We start from the raw sequence: 16,212 nt of genomic DNA, 5'->3' as shown, positions 1-16,212 counted from the left end.
ATAAATATTCTCATACGCAAAAGCATCTGATTGCCGGACGACCTCGCACACCCATACAATGCGAACAGTTCTTGTTCTCTAACGCATGCCACATGCGCCCGGAGTAATACCGTTGCCGTCCGCCCATCCCGTCGAATCGCTCTATCACGACCACCACCGCTGGCTCACCGGCTGGTTGCGGCGCAGACTCGGCTGCCCGGACAGCGCGGCGGATCTGGCCCAGGACACCTTTATCCGCGTGCTGACCACGCGCGAACCAGCGGTGATCATCGAACCACGCGCCTTCCTCACCACCCTCGCCAAACGCGTACTGTTCAATCATTACCGCCGCCAGGACCTGGAACGCGCTTACCTTGAAACCTTGGCGCAGATGCCGGAAATGACCGCTCCGTCGGAAGAAGACAAGGCGATCATCCTGCAAACCCTGATCGAGCTGGACCAGTTGCTCGACGGCTTACCACGTCTGGTCAAGCGCGCCTTTTTGCTGGCGCAGGTCGATGGCCTGACCTACCCGCAAATCGCCGCTGAATTGAGCATCTCGGTGGCCACGGTCAAACGTCATCTGAACAAGGCAGCAATGCGCTGCTACTTCGCGCTATGAACCGCGCCGCGGATTTTTCTGCGCAAGTGGCCGAGCAGGCCGTGCACTGGCTGATGGAAATGCAGCAGGGCACGCTCTCCCCCCGCCAGCAACAGGCCTGGCAGCAATGGCTGGACGCGCACAGTGAACACCGTCGGGCGTGGGAACACATTCAGGGGGTCAACCAGCGCTTGCGTGGTGTGTCTTCGCCGCTGGCTCACGCGGCGTTGAACGGGCCGAAGTCCGCCAGCCGTCGTCAGGCGTTGAAACTGCTGCTGCTTCTCGGTGCCGGTTCAGCGCTCACCTGGTGCATGCGCGAGCACAATCCGCTGCCATCGCTGCTCGCCGATTACCGCAGCCCGGTGGGTGAGCGGCGTAAGGTTGCGCTGGGCGCGGCCAGCCAGTTGCAGCTCAACACCGCGAGTGCGGCAGACGTGGACAGCACGCAACGGCTGATCCGTCTGCTGGAAGGCGAGATTCTCCTGACGGCCGCACAAGCGTTCGAAGTACGCACCGCACAAGGTGTGTTGAAAACCCAGGCAGCCCGACTCAACGTGCGGCAATTTGCCGATCGCACGCAGGTGGCGCTGTTCGAAGGGCAGGTCGAACTGACTGCCCATGGGCGCGCGCCGATGCTGCTGCCCATCGCCCGTCAGCTGAGTTTCAGCTCGACGTCGATCAGCGAAGCCAAGCCATTGGACGCCAACAGCGGCGCCTGGGCCGAGGGCATGCTGGTCGCCGCGCACATGCGCCTGAGCGACTTCCTCGAAGAGCTCGGCCGTTACCGTCGCGGCCAGCTGCATTGCGATGCAAAAGTGGCCGACCTGCTGATCTCCGGGACTTATCCACTGGACGACAGCGAACGCATTCTTGACCTGCTGCAAATCAGTTTGCCGGTAAAAGTGCGGCGCTTTACTCGCTATTGGGTCAGCGTCGAAGCGCGGGTCTGAAACAAGATCGTTTGCTTTTGAAAAATAAATGAGCCGTTTTTCAGATCTGGCGTGACAGAGAAGGAAAGCCCCCTTGATTCAACCTTCTCAGGATCATCGTTCATGCACCCGACCCGCCTCACGCCACTGGCCCGCAGCCTGCGTCATCTCGTTCTCGGCGCCAGCCTGAGCTTCAGCGCCCTGCCCGCCCTGGCCGCTGAAACCAAGGCTTACCACATCGCTCCGGCGTCGCTGGAAAATGCCCTCAACCAGTTTGGTCGTGAAGCCGGCGTGCTGATTTCTTTCGGCTCGCAGATCACCAGCGGCGTGCAAAGCCGTGGCCTGGAAGGCAGCTACACCGCCGCGCAAGGTCTCGATGCATTGCTCGAAGGCACCGGCCTGCAAGCCCGCGCCGAGGGCAACAATGCCTTCAGCCTGCAAACGGTGGCCGACGGTGCTCTGGAGCTGGACACGTCGAAAGTCGTTGGCGACTGGCTCGGTGACGCGGCGCAGGTCAACGTCTTCGAGCATCCGGGCGCCCGCGACGTCATCCGCCGCGAAGACTTCGAACGCCAGGGCGCGACTCAGGCGCGAGACGTGCTCAACCGCATTCCCGGGGTTAACGCCCCGGAAAACAACGGCACCGGCAGCCACGACATGGCGCTGAACTTCGGCATTCGTGGCCTCAACCCACGGCTGGCGGCGCGCTCCACAGTGCTGATGGACGGCATTCCCGTGCCCTTCGCACCTTACGGCCAGCCACAGTTGTCGTTCGCGCCGATCAGCATGGGCAACATGGATGCGGTGGACGTGGTGCGTGGCGGCGGCGCGGTGCGTTACGGCCCGCAAAACGTCGGCGGCGTGGTCAACTTCGTGACCCGCGCCATTCCCGACGAGCCGACGGTCAAGGGCGGTTTCCAGACCGAAACCAGTCCGTCGTCCAGTCATGACGGCTTCAAGAGCAGCGCCAACCTGCTGGCCGGCGGCACCAACGAAAATGGTCTGGGCGGCGCTCTGCTGTACTCCGGCACCCGTGGCGGCGACTGGCGTGAACACTGCGACACCGAGATCGACGATCTGATTCTCAAGGGCAAATACCAGCTCGACGAGGCCAACAGCTTCAATGCCATGGCCCAGTATTACGAAGGCAAGGCCGACATGCCCGGCGGCCTCAACGTCGCCGATTACGACGCTGATCCGTACCAGTCGACGCGCCCGAAAGACCAGTTCTGGGGCCGGCGGACAATGTTCAACTTCGGCTATCGCTATCAGGAAGATCGCCGCGAATTCGCCGCCAACACCTTCTTCACCAAGACCCTGCGCAGCGGCTATCTGGATCAGGGCAGCTTCCTCTCGCTATCGCCGCGCGAGTATTGGGTGCGCGGTTTCGAAACGCGGTTCGCCCAGGGCTTCGATCTCGGCCCGACCAGCCATGAAGTCGGTGTCGGCTACCGCTACATCAACGAGGCCGGCCACGAGTTGCGCTATCGCACGCCGATCAGCAGCAACCAATACCCGACCACCAACAGCCGCAACGACCGCGATACCCGGGGTGGTACCGAAGCCAATGCGTTCTTCGTCGACGACCGTATCGACATCGGCAAATGGACCATCACCCCGGGCGTGCGCTACGAGATGATCGAGTCGCAGCAGACCAACAACCTGACCAACGTCAAATACAAGGGCGATTACAACACCGCGCTGCCAGCGCTGAACCTGCTGTATCACCTGAGCGACAGCTGGAATCTGTACGCCAACACCGAAGGCTCGTTCGGCAGCGTGCAATACAGCCAGATGCCCAACCGCGTGAGCAGCGGCGAAGTGAAACCGGAAAAGGCCCGCACCTGGGAACTCGGCACCCGTTACGACAACGGCGCACTGCGCGCGGAAATCGGCGCGTTCCTGATCAACTTCGACAACCAGTACGAAAGCAACCAGACCAACGATTCGGTGATTGCCCGTGGCGAGACTCGCCATCAGGGCATCGAGACCAGCGTCAATTACGCGCTGGACGACTTGAGCCCGGCGCTGGCCGGTTTCGATGTGTACGCCACTTACGCCTATGTTGACGCGACCATCCGTGAAGATGGGCCTAACAAAGGCAATCGCGTGCCGTTCTCGTCGAAACACAAAGGCACGATTGGCGTCGGTTACACCGAGGGGCCATGGAAACTCAATGTCGACAGCAGCTTGCAGAGCGACCAGTTCGCCGACAACGCCAACACCACGAAAGAAAGCGCCGACGGCAGCACCGGCAAGATTCCGGGCTACATGCTGTTCAGCAGCCGCGCCGGTTACGACTTCGGTCCGCAATTATCGGACCTGAATGTGGCGGTGGGCGTGAAGAACATCTTCAACACGCAGTACTTCACCCGCTCGTTCGATGACAACAACAAGGGCAAATATGTGGGTGAGCCGCGGACGGTTTATGTGCAGACTTCTGTGGCGTTCTGAGGATTGAAAAGCCCCTCATCGGAACGCCGCCCGCCTAGCCCTCTCCCTGAGGGAGAGGGGACTGATTGGGGGATGCTTGCGAGGTACGCCGAACTGAACGTGCTGTGCCGAATCCATAATCGACTCGACCTGAAACCGCTTTGCCGAATCCATAATCGACTCGGTCTTTCAGGTCGATGTACAACGCCAGACACCTCGGTCGGCCCCCTCTCCCTCCGGGAGGGCTGGGGTGAGGGTCAGCGGGTCAGCGGGTCAGCGGGTCAGCGGGTCAGCGGGTCATGGTCTACAGTAAAACTTCAAACCAACTTCACAAGGATCGTGAAGCATGCAAACCCGCCCCACCCTCGCCCAATTCGCCCGCCAGTTACGCGTCAACCAAACCGACTGCGAACACCTGCTCTGGCAAAAGCTTCGCTCCCGCCAGATCGCCAATCTGAAATTTCGTCGGCAGTTTCCCTGTCCGCCTTACGTGCTGGATTTTTACTGTGCTGAGCTGAAGTTGGCGATTGAACTGGATGGCGGTCAGCACTTTGAAACGCAGGAACTGATTCATGACCAACGCCGGACGCACTATCTGAATCAAAAGGGCATTGAAGTCGCGCGTTTCAGTAATCTCGAGGTGATCCAGCAGATGGACGATGTGCTGGAGCAGATCATAGGAATTGCGGCGAATCGAAAAATGCCCTCACCCTAACCCTCTCCCAGAGGGAGAGGAGACTGACCGGGGGATGCTTGCGAGCTACGCCGACCTGATTCTGCTTTACCGAATCCATAATCGACTCGGTTTTTCAGGTCGACGTACCTCTTCAGACACCTCGGTCGGACCTCTCCCAGAGAGAGGGGGGACTGATTGCGGGATGCTTCAGAAATACATCGACCTGAAACCGTTTTGCCGAATCCATAATCACTCGGTCTTTCAGGTCGACGTACCTCTTCAGACACCTCGGTCGGCCCCCTCTCCCGGAGGGAGAGGGCTGGGGTGAGGGGCCGCTTTCTTATGCCCTGCGCAAAAACCGCCACAAACAAAAACGGGCCTGCATTCGCAGGCCCGTTCTCATTGGGTGGCTTATGAAATCAGCGTATCAACTGTTGATCGCTGCCTGTTCATTCTCGTCAAACTCTTCCGCCAACAGCTTGTCGTTGGCCTTACCGGTGAATGGAACCACAGCGGCACGTGGTTTTCCTCGCAGTTTGCCAAACAGGTGCTCAAGCGCGTGTTCCAGTTTTTCGGCTGCACCATCGATCGCCTGTTCCAGCGAATCGGCTTTATGGGTGACGGAAATCGGTTGATGGCCTTTTGGCCGCGCTTCCAGTTGGCAGCGCAAGTCATGGGGACCTGGTTTGTCACCGTTCTCGTCGCTCAGGTGGACTTCGACACGGGTCAGGTCTTCTTCATAACGGTCGAGCGTGCTCTCAATGGTTGTACGTACCCACTCCTCCAGTCGTTTACTGCTTTGAATATGGTTATCGCTATTGACTTGGATTTGCATAGTTCATCCCTTATTTCAGCTAGCTCGCAAGAGGCCTTGAACAGGATTTCGTGACCCCTTGATTACAACAATCGGCCCGACTGACGAACATTTCAACCCCTGAAAAAAGATAAATATTCATACGCAAAAAAAGCCGGACAACCGAGCAAGTCGCTGGTAAGGTCGGGAGTTGGGTCGCCTCGCAACCCTGCAAAAATTGCTCACAATTGCCCGTCGTTCAACGGGTGCAAGCTGCGGAAAATCCCCGCCTCCTCCACCAGCCAGTCATGCACTGCGCGCACGCCCGGATGGCTCAACGCCCCCGGCGCATACAGCAACACGTAACGTTTATGGTTGGGCACCGACAGCCCGAACGGCACAATCAAGGTGCCGCGTTCCAGCTCATCGTTGAGCAACGTACGCCGGGCAATCGCCACGCCCATGCCGGCGATCGCCGCTTCGATGGTCAGGTGATTGCGATTGAAGGTGTGGCCGCGCCGAACGTCGGCGCCTTCGAAGCCGATCGCGTTCAGATAAAACTCCCATTCCGCGTATTCATAGCTGCCGCGCCAGGCGGTGATGTCGTGCAGCAGCGGGAAATGCACCAGATCCGCCGGCCCATGCAGCGGCGGGCGTCCACGCAGCAGACTCGGTGCACACACCGGGAAAATCTGCTCATCGAGCAAGGCTGTGGATAACAGCCCCGGGTAGCTTCCGTCGTTCAGGTCAATCGCCAGATCAAAGTCGCCCTCGTGCAACGGTACGCTGCTGTCCTCGGCGACCAGGCGCAACTGGATGTCCGGAAAACGTTGTTGCAGGCGCGGCAGACGCGGGGTCAGCCACTTGCTGAGGAACGACGGAATCGAGCGCACGCGCAGAATCCCGCTGATCATCCCGGCATCCAGTCGGCGCAATTCGGCATCGATGCTGCCGTAGGCTTCATTGACCGTAATCGCCAGCCGCTGTCCTTCGGCGCTCAACTCCACGCCCCGCGCACGACGGTGAAACAGGCGAAACCCAAGGCGCTCTTCCAGTTGACGGATCTGCTGGCTGACCGCTCCAGGGGTGATGTGCAGCTCTTCGGCGCAGCGGGTGAACGACAGGTGCCGCGCGGCACAGGAAAACACCTGCAGCCAGACGTAGGTCTGGGCATGCAATTGACGACTCATCGTTTAGTCCTGCTAAAGGCTTTCTTAGGAAGTTTCGTTGGTCACGTAAGACCGAGGTAGGCAGTATCGCCGACATTGCGCTTGTCCTACAAAAAATGGCGGCGATTCCTACTCCATTGCTTGTAAGGCTTTAGCATGGCTATCAGTGTTTTCGATTTATTCAAGGTCGGCATCGGTCCGTCCAGTTCCCACACCGTCGGCCCGATGCGCGCCGCCGCGACCTTCGCCCAGGCGCTGATCGACCAACGGTTGCTGAACGACGTGCGTCGGGTGGAAATCCGTTTGTACGGCTCGCTGTCGGCCACCGGTGTCGGCCACGCCACCGACCGTGCCACGGTCATGGGCCTGATGGGCGAGTGGCCGGACAGCATCGATCCGGCGACCATCGACCCACGCATCCAGCAACTGTGCGAAAGCGGTCTTCTGCCCCTCGCCGGTCAGAGAGAAATTGCCTTCAACTGGCAACACGATCTCCTGCTGCTGGATGAAAGCCTGCCCTACCACCCCAACGCCATGTCGCTGACAGCCTTTGGCGAAAGCGCCGAGCTATTCACACAAACGTACTACTCGATCGGCGGCGGTTTCATCATCGAAGCAGCGGAAGCCGAGTCCGGTGTGGCGCCGGCCGGTGACGTGGTGCTGCCGTACGACTTTTCCAGTGCCGCCGAACTGCTGAGCCTGTGCAAGCAGCACGGCCTGCGGGTCTCGGAACTGATGATGGCCAACGAACGGGCCTGGCGCAGCGAGGATGAAATCCGCAAGGGCCTGCTGCACATCTGGTCGGTGATGCGCGAGTGCGTCGAACAGGGCCTGCGCCACGAAGGCATCCTGCCCGGCGGTCTGAATGTGCCGCGCCGGGCGGCGAAACTGCACCGCAGCCTGTTGGAAATCGGCAAACCGAATGTGATCAGTTCAACGCTGTCGGCAATGGAATGGGTCAACCTGTTCGCCCTCGCCGTCAACGAAGAGAACGCCGCTGGCGGGCGCATGGTGACGGCACCGACCAACGGTGCGGCCGGGATCATTCCGGCGGTGCTGCACTACTACATGAAATTCAATCCGGACGCGTCCGACGATGACGTGGTCGCGTTCTTCATGGGCGCCGCCGCCGTCGGCATTTTGTGTAAGAAAAATGCCTCGATCTCCGGCGCCGAAGTCGGCTGCCAGGGCGAAGTCGGTTCAGCCTGCGCCATGGCGGCTGCGGGCCTGGCCGAAGTGCTCGGCGCGACCCCGGAGCAACTGGAAAACGCCGCCGAAATCGGTCTGGAACATAACCTCGGCCTGACCTGCGACCCGGTCGGCGGCCTCGTGCAAGTGCCGTGCATCGAGCGCAATGCCATCGCCGCGGTGAAAGCGATCAACGCCACGCAAATGGCCCTGCGTGGCGACGGCAAACATTTCATTTCCCTCGACCGGGTGATCCGCACCATGCGCGATACCGGCGCCGACATGCACGACAAATACAAAGAGACTTCACGGGGTGGCCTGGCCGTGAGCTGGGTGGAGTGCTGACGCGCATTCCCTGACCGCCCCGGCAGGCCGCAACTTGCGGCCTGCCAACCGTGAGCCCGAGCAAAAATAATAACGAGGCAAAAACGATGACCGATGTACGTACACCTGCTGCCGAAAATCCCGCTGTAGATCTCACTCGCAACACAGAAACGGCCCACAAGGGCTGGAGCAAATCTGACACTACCTGGATGCTCGGCCTTTACGGAACTGCGATTGGCGCCGGTACCTTGTTCCTGCCGATCAATGCCGGTGTCGGCGGTTTCTGGCCGTTGCTGATGCTGGCGCTGCTGGCGTTCCCGATGACCTTCTTCGCTCACCGGGGCCTGACCCGCTTCGTGCTGTCCGGGCATTCGGGCGACATCACCGAAGTCGTCGAAGAACACTTCGGCATCGGTGCCGGCAAGCTGATCACCCTCCTGTATTTCTTCGCGATCTTCCCGATCCTGCTGGTGTACAGCGTCGCGCTGACCAACACCCTGAGCAGTTTCCTCGAACACCAGTTGCACATCGCCCCGCCACCCCGGGCGATTCTGTCGCTGGCGCTGATCCTCGGCCTGATGGTCATCGTGCGTTGCGGCCAGAACGTGATCGTCAAAGCCATGAGCGTGCTGGTCTATCCGTTCGTCGTCGCCCTTTTGCTGCTCGGCCTGAGCCTGATCCCCAACTGGAACGGCGCGTTCTTCGCCAGCGCTCAGGAGGCGATGCCGCTGTCGGTGTTCCTCAAGACCTTGTGGCTGGCTATCCCGGTGATGGTGTTCTCGTTCAACCATTCGCCGATCATCTCCGCGTTCGCGGTTGACCAGAAGCAGCGCTATGGCGCCCAGGCCGAGCGCAAGAGCAGCGGCATCCTCGCCATCGCCCACGGCATGATGGTAGTGACGGTGATGTTCTTCTGCTTCAGTTGCGTGCTGGCGCTGTCGCCGGCGGATCTGGCAGCAGCGAAGGCGCAGAACATTTCGATCCTGTCGTACCTGGCGAACCATTTCCAGACGCCGGTCATCGCTTACGCCGCACCGCTGATTGCGCTGGTGGCGATCACCAAATCCTTCCTCGGCCACTACATCGGCGCGAGCGAAGGTTTTCAAGGCATGATCGTCAAGAGCCTGCGCGGCCGTGGCAAGGTGATGTCGGCGAGCTGGCTGAACCGTGCGACCGCACTGTTCATGATCCTCAGTTGCTGGGCCGTAGCGACCTTCAACCCGAGCATCCTGGGCATGATCGAAAACCTCGGCGGACCGGTGATTGCCTGCCTGTTGTTCCTGATGCCGATGTACGCCATCCGCCGCGTGCCGGCCTTGCGCCAGTACTCGGGTCAGGTGTCCAACGTATTCGTGGTGCTGATCGGCCTGATTGCACTGTCGGCGATCATCTACTCGGTTCTGCCCTGAAACGGGCCACAAATGATAAAGGCGAGCCAGGTGCTCGCCTTTTTTCTGCCGTATCCATTGTGCGAAAACGTTCCCGGCATAGCCCTTGCTACATCCCTGCAAGCACTGCCGCAGGCCGCGATTTCTGGCTCTTGATGACCCGCGTCAACGCACCGAAGAGCAAAAGACCGCAGCCTGCTACAGCACTTATCAGAAGCACTTGGCGAAATGGCCACGGAATGGCCGATGGTCCGGTATGGCGAACCAACCTGATCACGGCCGGTCAACAACTGCACGTTCAATCAGGCGGTGACGCATCATGGACAACCCTTTTCAGATCATTACCGATGCCTTCGCGCCGGACTATCAGATCAACCTGAGCATTCAGGGGCTGGACGGCAGCATCATGCTGACCCTGTCCAACAACGGCCGGGTCGTGGCCAAACGCATGATCAGCGCCGAACAGCGCAATGACCCCAAGCGCCTCAGACGCCTGGTGCAAAGCATTCAATTCGGCATTGCCATCGAACAAGGGCACAGCGCGATGGCGATCCTCGAAGCAATGACCAACGGCGACGGGCTGACCCCGCCGCCGCCACGGATCAACGGCCCGTCCCGTCAGGCTGCCGGGATTTAAAGCTCGCCCTTCTCGATCTCGGGGTGTTCACCGGAACCGGCGCCGAGCTTGCGTTGCGGTTTCTCGATCTTCACCGAGGGAAATTGCGACGAGGCGTAACGCACCACCAGGATCGAGAACGCCAGCAGCAGAATCCCGCCGCACAGGTAGATGATGCCCATGTCGGGCGGGTTGTGGTGCGAGACGTTGGAGATCAGCAATCGCGTCAGCGCGGTAATCGCCACGTAGATCAGGAAGCGCACCGGCATGTGGTTGGTCTTGAAGTAAATCCCGACCATCGCCCCCAGTTCGAGATAGATGAACAACAACAGAATGTCATCAATCTTGATGTGGCCTTCCTCGAGCATGCCGAGGAACTCCATCACCGCGGCCCACGCGGTCACCGCACCAATGGCGAACAGCGCCAGATAGTGAAAGGTCTCGACGAACAGGTTGCCCAGTGACTCGGCCAGTTGATGCACGTTTTGCCGCAGTTTCTCGGCCCAGTTTATTTTCACGATGATGTTCCTTAGCCCGATGCGAGCGGATGATGCCGGTTGGACGTGACGGTTTTCTGTATGCGCTTTGTGCCATGCAGAAACAAGGCCACGCATCATGGCGAGCCGGCATAAAACCTGCGCCGTGGCGTTTGGTCGCACCGCAGATCAACTACCGTCAGCAGAATTGATTGTGACGGTATAACTGAAATTTCTTGATGAATTAATTACGTTCGAAAAGGTATTGGCTTATAAGCGAAATATGACTGACCGGCTAAATATGTGAACTTGCTCACATTCACCCCGGTTATTGACCAGGCAGCCAGTCATTCAATAAATTATTGTTGTAATTATTTCCAGAGCAGCCCCATCAAAGAAGCTTTAACCGCAGCAGCAATCTTGTTTTGGCAACCAAGCTTCTTCAGGCAATGATTTATATGGAAGTTCACCGTCCTTTTGCTGATGCCGAGGATCACCGAAACATCGTCCGATGACTTTCCGTCAGCCGTCCATTGGAGGATTTCCTTTTCTCGCTGCGACAACTCGATCGGCACTGGCAGAACAGAATCCGCCCCGCGCATTTGTAATCGGGTGAGGCCCAAATGGGTAATCTGGGCCAGCCAGGACAACTCCGCCTGTTTGGTCTCGAGTTCCAGCGCGGTGATCGTCTCGCCGCCCCGGGCAAATGTCACCAGCCCTTGAGTTTCGCTGTTGAGCAGCGTTTGCCCCCAGCCCTCCGAGAGTCCGTGAGACTGCGCCTCCTGCCAGAACTCAGGCGCCTGAGTCTTGAGTTCGGCGTCCCACAGCACCGGTTTCACACTGCGCATTGCGCGCATGACGTAAGGGTCGATTTCCAGGTAACGATTGGCGGAATAGGCAGCTTGCCAGGCGGGAGAGTAGTTATTGGCGAGAAACAGGCAAGGTTTGGTGATAGGAAAAAGCCTGCGTGAACCATAGGCCACATAATCAAACTCCAACTGCCTGGCAACGGTCTTGATATTGTCGAACAATAATTCGACATCCGTTGCAGACATGGCGTTTTCCAACAGTTCAGCCTGCCAGTACGACATAGAGATTCCTTTCTCACCGTTATTGCTGTCGGCCTCTTGCCAACATGCCTAGCATATTTCCAAATGTTTCCGCTAGCTGTCAAGGGTGACAGGTAGTATGCGATCGCAGTGTGCACTTTAATCGCCGCCTAACCAATCACTAAACGGAATCTGTGATGGATTACTTGTCAGGACGTTATGACCAGTTGACGACAGTAAAGCGTCAACGCTTGGCTCAATATCGCTATCAGGTCTTTGTCGAACGCCTCGGCTGGCAATTATCAACACCGGACGATTTCGAGTTCGACCAGTTCGACCACAGTGGCACCCATTACATCGTCGCTGAAGAGGACGACGGCAACATCAAAGGTTGCGCGCGCCTGCTGCCGACCACCCAACCGTACCTGCTGAGTGAGGTGTTCACCTCGCTGCTCGGCGACACGCCTGCCCCGTGCGGCGACGACATCTGGGAGCTGTCGCGCTTCACCTCTCTGGACCTCGATGCCGAGGGCGGAAAAAACGAACAGGTGATGTCCGACGAAAACACCGTCGGACTGTTCATGGCCACCCTGGAATACGCCAGGACCTGCGGCGTCTCGCACCTGGTGTCGGTTTCACCGGTGGCGATCGGACGCCTGTTGAAGCGCGGTGGCATCGACTACAAATGGCTGGCTCCGCCGCAGGTGCTGGACAACCGCACCCTGGGCGCGTGCTACATCACGGTGCAGTAACCCTTCCCGGCATTCGATAACACATGCGCACATCCAGTGAAGCTGCTGACAGCCGTCGAGCAGCTCACATCGGTGTGGGTCGATTTCACGACATGGATAGCAACCGCAGCACAACCAACGTTCAACACAGAGGGATGATCATGATCGACATGCAAAGGAAAGTTGCCAAAGATATCGTCCACAAGGGCCATGATGACGATGTACTGATTTACGACGCCCACCACTTGCTGCCAGCCTGGCTGCCTGCCGCCATTGTGCAGCGGGCCAACCTTGATCCGACGGATCTGGAAATCATCAATCAGGCCTATCGACTGGACAGCGATCGCCTGGTGCTGCGTTCGCTGCCAACGATCATCGACCTCGACGAGCTCGAACAGGCAGGCCTGTCGGATTGTCTGCCGGAGCTGCTGACCAACTACGAAAAAGCCACCGACCACCTGATTCTCAGTGGTGTCTGGGTGCTGGAAAGCACCGAGGCCAAACTGGCCCAACTGCCTGGCCAGCCCCCTTTGCTCGATCTCGGCCAGCGCCGATGCGTACACGAAATCCTGAAGCAGATCGACGGTTGCCCGCAACAGGGCCTGCTCTACTTCACCCTGTTCAACGACACCGCCAACTACTTCTTCTACCGCAAACACCATGAGCACGTTCCCGGCCTGATGCTGATCGAAGCGGCACGCCAGGCAATGTACGCGCAGTTCTACGAGCACAGCGGCTACGCCCGAGGTGAAGTGTCGATTTCCATCGTTGACCTGTTATCGAGCTTCCCGCGTTACACCGAGTCGTCGTTTCAGGTCGACGTACTCGTCGGTGATTACGAAGGCATGGCGCCACCACGGGGGCGCAAGGTCGACAAGCGTGCGCGCTTCTTCCAGCGCGGCGAGTTGGTGGCCGACATCCGCCTGCACGGCGAAGTGATCAAGATGCCGGTGTTCAAGCGCATGCGTAACATCAGCATCGACCCGGCCTGCTGGTTCCGTCCGCTCAAGGGCATCCGCCATGAAGTGCTGGTGCGCCTGGATTCCGGTCGCCATCTGTCGGCGCGCCTGGAGTTGCTGTCGATGGCCGGCTTGCAAGTGCAATGCGACAGCCCGCTCGACGCATCCGAGCGCGGCCACGTCTATCTGTATCTGGAAAGCGAAGGAATGCTCAGCCTGCCACTGCAGTCACTGCACGTCAGCGATGCGGGCAAGGCCGGCACGCTCAGGCTGCAATTGGCCGAACTGGATTCATCGCTGCGCTTCAAATGGCGCGAAGTGCTCAAACAGTTCGCCTACTTCTCTCACGAAGAAATCACTCCGGCGCCAGTGGTCGCCCTCGAGCAGACACTGTGGATGACGTTCGACCAGGCCTCGGCAATGCCCGAGCAAAGGAAGGAGGCATGATGTCGCGCTATCCCCACGTGCTTGAACCTCTGCGCCTTGCCGGCGGACTGGAATTGCGCAATCGGCTGTTCTTCGCCTCGATGGGCGTGGATCTGGCCGATCACAGCGGGTGTGTGACGCCCGCCATGATCGAGTTCTATCAGGGCATCATGGAGGGCGGCTGTTCCATGGCGTTTCTGTGCAACGCCACGGTCTCGCCGCAGTCACGCCTGCAAAGTACCGGCCTGGGTCTGTTCGAGGCGTATCAGGGCGAATCACTCAAGGCCATGTTCGCCATGGCCAGTCGCGTCAACACCCCGGTGGGTGTGCAGTTGCAGCATTACGGCGGTCAGGGCACCACCACGCACACCGGCGTTGCCGTGCTGACACCCAGTGGCGTGCCCTGCCCGCGCGTGTCGAAACTCGACCCGGACTATCGGGTGCGGATCATGGACGAAACCGATATCGCCCTGGTGATCGAGCAGTTCGCCCATTCCGCCTGGCTGGCCTGGACCAACGGCGCGCAACTGGTGCAATTGCAAGCGTCCAATGGCTACTTGCTGAGCAGTTTTCTCTCGCCGCACACCAACCATCGCACGGACCGTTACGGCGGTAGCGAAGAGAATCGCGCGCGTCTGTTGCTTGAAGTGGTCAAGGCCATTCGCGAGCGCACCGAGGGCCAGTTGATCGTCACTATCCGGCTCGGCATCGATGATCGCCTGGGTGATGCAGGACTGCAGTATCCCGACATCAAGGAAACCGTTCAGGCCCTCTGCCAGGCAGGTGTCGCCGCGCTGGAATGTTCGATGTGCATGGGCGCGACATTCGGCCAGTTGATCATGCACTCCGAGACCATGGACGAGTACCTGCAAGCCGGCGTCCGGGCGATCAAGGCCGTGTCGACGGTGCCGGTGGGCTATGCCGGCTTCATCGATGGCCTGGACAAGGCCGAACAGTTACTGGCCGATGGCGTGTGCGACTGGGTGGGAATGTCGCGGGCGCTGTTTGCCGACAACGACCTGATCAACAAAACCCTGCAGGGCCGTTCCGCCGACATCCATAAATGCCGATGGGACAGCCAGTGCTTCAGCGACAAAAGCAACCCACGTCTGGACCGAGTGTATTGCTGCGTGAACCCGAAATATTTACGCCCCGCGTTGGCATAAGGAGATGCGACACATGTACGATTTTCTGGGAAAAGTGTGCCTGGTCACCGGCGGCACCGCTGGCATTGGCGAGACCGTCAGCGAGCGTTTGATCAGGGCTGGAGCCGAGGTGATCGTATTCGGCAGAGACGAGGAAAAGGGCGCGGCCCTGGCCGATCGGCTGGGCGAACACTGCCGGTTCATCGCCTGCGATGTCGGTGATCCGGCGCAGGTCGAGCAGGCCTTCGCGACCATTCGCTCGGTCTACGGCAAACTCGATTGCGCGTTCAATAATGCCGGCGTCACCGCACGTTACGGCGCGCTGGCGGACTCGTGCCCGGAAGACTGGATGAAGGTGATGAACATCAACGTCAATGGCACCTACCACTGCATGCGCCATGAGCTGCAACTCATGCTCACTCGCGGCATTGGCGCCATCGTTAACACCTCGTCCTGCGCCGGCGTCGTGCCGATTGGCGGCCAGGTGGCGTACGTCGCCAGCAAACAGGCAATCAACGGCATGACCCAGGTCGCATCGATTGAAAACGCCCGGCTCGAAGAGGGCGGCTGCATTCGCGTCAACGCGGTCGCGCCGGGTCCGATACTCGGCGGGATGAACAGCGAGGCGCGTCTCAAGGCAGCGCCGGAAAACACCCAGCGCAAAATCAACGTGACCTCGATGAAACGCTTCGGTACGGCGGATGAAGTGGCCAACGCTGTACTCTGGCTGCTCAGCGAACAGGCGGCGTACGTCACCGGGGTGATCATGCCCATCGATGGTGGCTACGCCAGCGGCAAGTTCTGACAACAAATAAAACCCGAACGACCCGCCATGCGCGGGTCGTTTTGTTCGGCGCCGGAATCAGAAAAAACGCCAAATCCGGTCTACATTGAAAAGCCACTACCCAAAGCGCAGGGATTCGCTTATCCTTTCGCTGTATATAAATACAGTAGTCGCTAAGACAACTAAATGTGAAGGCATGTGAGGTGGTGAATGGCCGTCGAAGTGGTATACCGCAGCAGCCGAGATCTGGAGCGCTTGTTCATGGATAAAGCCGAAGCTGACCGTCATGACAAAATGCTCGAACTGGCCGAAATGCTGTCCGAAGTGTTGCAAAAAGCCGTTCCGTCGCTGAACGAGCAACAGGTTGAAGAAGTCGGGATCTACATGGCGAAGAACCGCGATGTGTTCGCCAAGGCCTTCAAGAGCCAGCCTGATGCCCTGTCGGAGCTGATCAACGCACCGGCCGAGCCGGTGGCAGAAGAAGTGGCTGAACCGGCAGAGTCTGCCGAAGCACCGGTCAAACCGGCAAAAGCGGCGAAAGCTGCC

15 protein-coding genes and 1 pseudogene are annotated in these 16,212 nt (G+C 59.3%); 12 read left to right on the top strand and 4 right to left on the bottom strand.

What is annotated here, in order from left to right:
* The first annotated feature begins 112 nt into the window (after positions 1-112).
* The 4 genes from QMK55_RS18300 to QMK55_RS18285 all read left to right on the top strand — a co-directional run bounded on the left by QMK55_RS18300 (position 113) and on the right by QMK55_RS18285 (position 4,657).
* Positions 113-601 (top strand): sigma-70 family RNA polymerase sigma factor, encoded by a 489-nt coding sequence (locus QMK55_RS18300; RefSeq protein WP_320329692.1) that lies wholly within the window; start codon positions 113-115, stop codon positions 599-601.
* A complete protein-coding gene (locus QMK55_RS18295) occupies positions 598-1,530 on the top strand; it encodes a FecR family protein (RefSeq protein ID WP_320329691.1) in 933 nt (310 codons plus the stop codon). The genes QMK55_RS18300 and QMK55_RS18295 overlap by 4 nt, the downstream gene beginning before the upstream one ends.
* 102 nt (positions 1,531-1,632) lie before the next feature.
* On the top strand, positions 1,633-3,963 hold the full coding sequence (gene fecA / locus QMK55_RS18290; RefSeq protein WP_320329690.1) for a TonB-dependent Fe(3+) dicitrate receptor FecA: 2,331 nt from the start codon (positions 1,633-1,635) through the stop codon (positions 3,961-3,963).
* A gap of 325 nt (positions 3,964-4,288) precedes the next feature.
* Complete coding sequence (locus QMK55_RS18285) at positions 4,289-4,657, top strand: endonuclease domain-containing protein (protein ID WP_102356127.1); 369 nt, start codon at positions 4,289-4,291, stop codon at positions 4,655-4,657.
* A 388-nt stretch (positions 4,658-5,045) separates the two neighbouring features.
* Here QMK55_RS18285 and QMK55_RS18280 read toward each other — a convergent pair whose 3' ends face one another.
* Together QMK55_RS18280 and QMK55_RS18275 are read right to left on the bottom strand one after the other, a co-directional pair.
* A complete protein-coding gene (locus tag QMK55_RS18280) occupies positions 5,046-5,453 on the bottom strand; it encodes an HPF/RaiA family ribosome-associated protein (protein ID WP_025109399.1) in 408 nt (135 codons plus the stop codon).
* 200 nt (positions 5,454-5,653) lie between these two features.
* Positions 5,654-6,601: a LysR substrate-binding domain-containing protein gene (locus QMK55_RS18275; protein ID WP_025109400.1), complete on the bottom strand. Its 948-nt coding sequence runs from the start codon at positions 6,599-6,601 to the stop codon at positions 5,654-5,656.
* A gap of 135 nt (positions 6,602-6,736) precedes the next feature.
* On the opposite strand from QMK55_RS18275, the gene QMK55_RS18270 reads away from it, so the two are divergent.
* From QMK55_RS18270 to QMK55_RS18260, 3 genes are all read left to right on the top strand, one after another.
* Positions 6,737-8,113, top strand: coding sequence for an L-serine ammonia-lyase (locus QMK55_RS18270; RefSeq protein ID WP_102356126.1), 1,377 nt, complete (start codon positions 6,737-6,739; stop codon positions 8,111-8,113).
* A gap of 86 nt (positions 8,114-8,199) precedes the next feature.
* Positions 8,200-9,501 carry a serine/threonine transporter gene (locus QMK55_RS18265; protein ID WP_320329689.1) on the top strand — a complete coding sequence of 434 codons (1,302 nt, stop codon included), beginning with the start codon at positions 8,200-8,202 and terminating at the stop codon, positions 9,499-9,501.
* 298 nt (positions 9,502-9,799) lie between these two features.
* Entirely contained in the window at positions 9,800-10,117 is a 318-nt protein-coding gene (locus QMK55_RS18260) for a DUF3509 domain-containing protein (RefSeq protein WP_102356124.1), read from the top strand.
* Here QMK55_RS18260 and QMK55_RS18255 read toward each other — a convergent pair.
* Both QMK55_RS18255 and QMK55_RS18250 read right to left on the bottom strand, forming a co-directional pair.
* Positions 10,114-10,614, bottom strand: a complete 501-nt coding sequence (locus QMK55_RS18255; RefSeq protein ID WP_003221775.1) for a phosphate-starvation-inducible protein PsiE — start codon at positions 10,612-10,614, stop codon at positions 10,114-10,116. The two genes, QMK55_RS18260 and QMK55_RS18255, sit on opposite strands and share 4 nt — an antisense overlap.
* 329 nt (positions 10,615-10,943) lie before the next feature.
* Positions 10,944-11,663, bottom strand: coding sequence for an autoinducer binding domain-containing protein (locus QMK55_RS18250; RefSeq protein ID WP_102356123.1), 720 nt, complete (start codon positions 11,661-11,663; stop codon positions 10,944-10,946).
* Between the two features lie 155 nt (positions 11,664-11,818).
* On the opposite strand from QMK55_RS18250, the gene QMK55_RS18245 reads away from it, so the two are divergent.
* The 5 genes and pseudogenes from QMK55_RS18245 to QMK55_RS18225 all read left to right on the top strand — a co-directional run.
* A complete protein-coding gene (locus tag QMK55_RS18245; protein WP_102356122.1) occupies positions 11,819-12,373 on the top strand; it encodes an acyl-homoserine-lactone synthase in 555 nt (184 codons plus the stop codon).
* Positions 12,374-12,513: 140 nt separating this feature from the next.
* Positions 12,514-13,758, top strand: coding sequence for an AfsA-related hotdog domain-containing protein (locus QMK55_RS18240; RefSeq protein ID WP_320329688.1), 1,245 nt, complete (start codon positions 12,514-12,516; stop codon positions 13,756-13,758).
* Positions 13,758-14,903, top strand: a complete 1,146-nt coding sequence (locus QMK55_RS18235; RefSeq protein WP_320329687.1) for an NADH:flavin oxidoreductase — start codon at positions 13,758-13,760, stop codon at positions 14,901-14,903. The genes QMK55_RS18240 and QMK55_RS18235 overlap by 1 nt, the downstream gene beginning before the upstream one ends.
* A 13-nt stretch (positions 14,904-14,916) precedes the next feature.
* Complete coding sequence (locus tag QMK55_RS18230; protein WP_102356119.1) at positions 14,917-15,687, top strand: SDR family NAD(P)-dependent oxidoreductase; 771 nt, start codon at positions 14,917-14,919, stop codon at positions 15,685-15,687.
* 189 nt (positions 15,688-15,876) lie between these two features.
* Positions 15,877-16,131: pseudogene (locus QMK55_RS18225) on the top strand (YebG family protein); the annotation flags it as partial.
* Between the last annotated feature and the right edge of the window lie 81 nt (positions 16,132-16,212).

The sequence above is a fragment of the Pseudomonas sp. P8_229 genome, assembly GCF_034008635.1.
Taxonomy (GTDB): Bacteria; Pseudomonadota; Gammaproteobacteria; order Pseudomonadales; family Pseudomonadaceae; genus Aquipseudomonas.
Note: the sequence above shows the minus strand (reverse complement) of the source record. Positions and strands in the feature narration are given on the sequence as shown.

What these genes read in the sequence shown, in the direction of transcription:
- QMK55_RS18295 (WP_320329691.1), top strand. Translation starts at nt 598, where the DNA reads ATGAACCGCGCCGCGGATTTTTCTGCGCAAGTGGCCGAGCAGGCCGTG.
- fecA (WP_320329690.1), top strand. Translation starts at nt 1,633, where the DNA reads ATGCACCCGACCCGCCTCACGCCACTGGCCCGCAGCCTGCGTCATCTC.
- QMK55_RS18285 (WP_102356127.1), top strand. Translation starts at nt 4,289, where the DNA reads ATGCAAACCCGCCCCACCCTCGCCCAATTCGCCCGCCAGTTACGCGTC.
- QMK55_RS18280 (WP_025109399.1), bottom strand. Translation starts at nt 5,453, where the DNA reads ATGCAAATCCAAGTCAATAGCGATAACCATATTCAAAGCAGTAAACGA.
- QMK55_RS18275 (WP_025109400.1), bottom strand. Translation starts at nt 6,601, where the DNA reads ATGAGTCGTCAATTGCATGCCCAGACCTACGTCTGGCTGCAGGTGTTT.
- QMK55_RS18270 (WP_102356126.1), top strand. Translation starts at nt 6,737, where the DNA reads ATGGCTATCAGTGTTTTCGATTTATTCAAGGTCGGCATCGGTCCGTCC.
- QMK55_RS18265 (WP_320329689.1), top strand. Translation starts at nt 8,200, where the DNA reads ATGACCGATGTACGTACACCTGCTGCCGAAAATCCCGCTGTAGATCTC.
- QMK55_RS18260 (WP_102356124.1), top strand. Translation starts at nt 9,800, where the DNA reads ATGGACAACCCTTTTCAGATCATTACCGATGCCTTCGCGCCGGACTAT.
- QMK55_RS18250 (WP_102356123.1), bottom strand. Translation starts at nt 11,663, where the DNA reads ATGTCGTACTGGCAGGCTGAACTGTTGGAAAACGCCATGTCTGCAACG.
- QMK55_RS18245 (WP_102356122.1), top strand. Translation starts at nt 11,819, where the DNA reads ATGGATTACTTGTCAGGACGTTATGACCAGTTGACGACAGTAAAGCGT.
- QMK55_RS18240 (WP_320329688.1), top strand. Translation starts at nt 12,514, where the DNA reads ATGATCGACATGCAAAGGAAAGTTGCCAAAGATATCGTCCACAAGGGC.
- QMK55_RS18235 (WP_320329687.1), top strand. Translation starts at nt 13,758, where the DNA reads ATGTCGCGCTATCCCCACGTGCTTGAACCTCTGCGCCTTGCCGGCGGA.
- QMK55_RS18230 (WP_102356119.1), top strand. Translation starts at nt 14,917, where the DNA reads ATGTACGATTTTCTGGGAAAAGTGTGCCTGGTCACCGGCGGCACCGCT.